1 pseudogene is annotated in these 282 nt (G+C 62.4%); it reads right to left on the bottom strand.

Features of this window, described 5'->3' with window-relative positions:
• Positions 1–282: pseudogene (locus SB679_RS23830) on the bottom strand (hypothetical protein); the annotation flags it as partial.

Here is a 282-nt window from a genome sequence, read left to right as displayed (position 1 = left end):
ATGGGCGCGCCGTCGTCGGCCAGCTTGCGCAACTGCTCCGCCCGGGTCTGGAGGTCGTCCTGGATCACCAACTGGCCACTGTCCTGGCCGCCACCACCGACGATGATGTCGACGTCGTCCGGGAAAGCATCTCCGACGTTGTATTCCAACAGTTCCGGCGTATACCCGTGCCACGCGATCCGCCGCTTGAGTACCAGGGCGTTGCCCCAGTCCCCATAAATGTTCATGTCCTTGGGGTAAAGCTGCAGATCGCGCAGCGTACCCTTGCTTGGCTGTGCTTCC

This window comes from Chryseobacterium sp. SIMBA_029 (assembly GCF_046535275.1).
Classification (GTDB): domain Bacteria; phylum Bacteroidota; class Bacteroidia; order Flavobacteriales; family Weeksellaceae; genus Chryseobacterium.
This window is presented reverse-complemented; position numbering and strand designations above follow the sequence as displayed.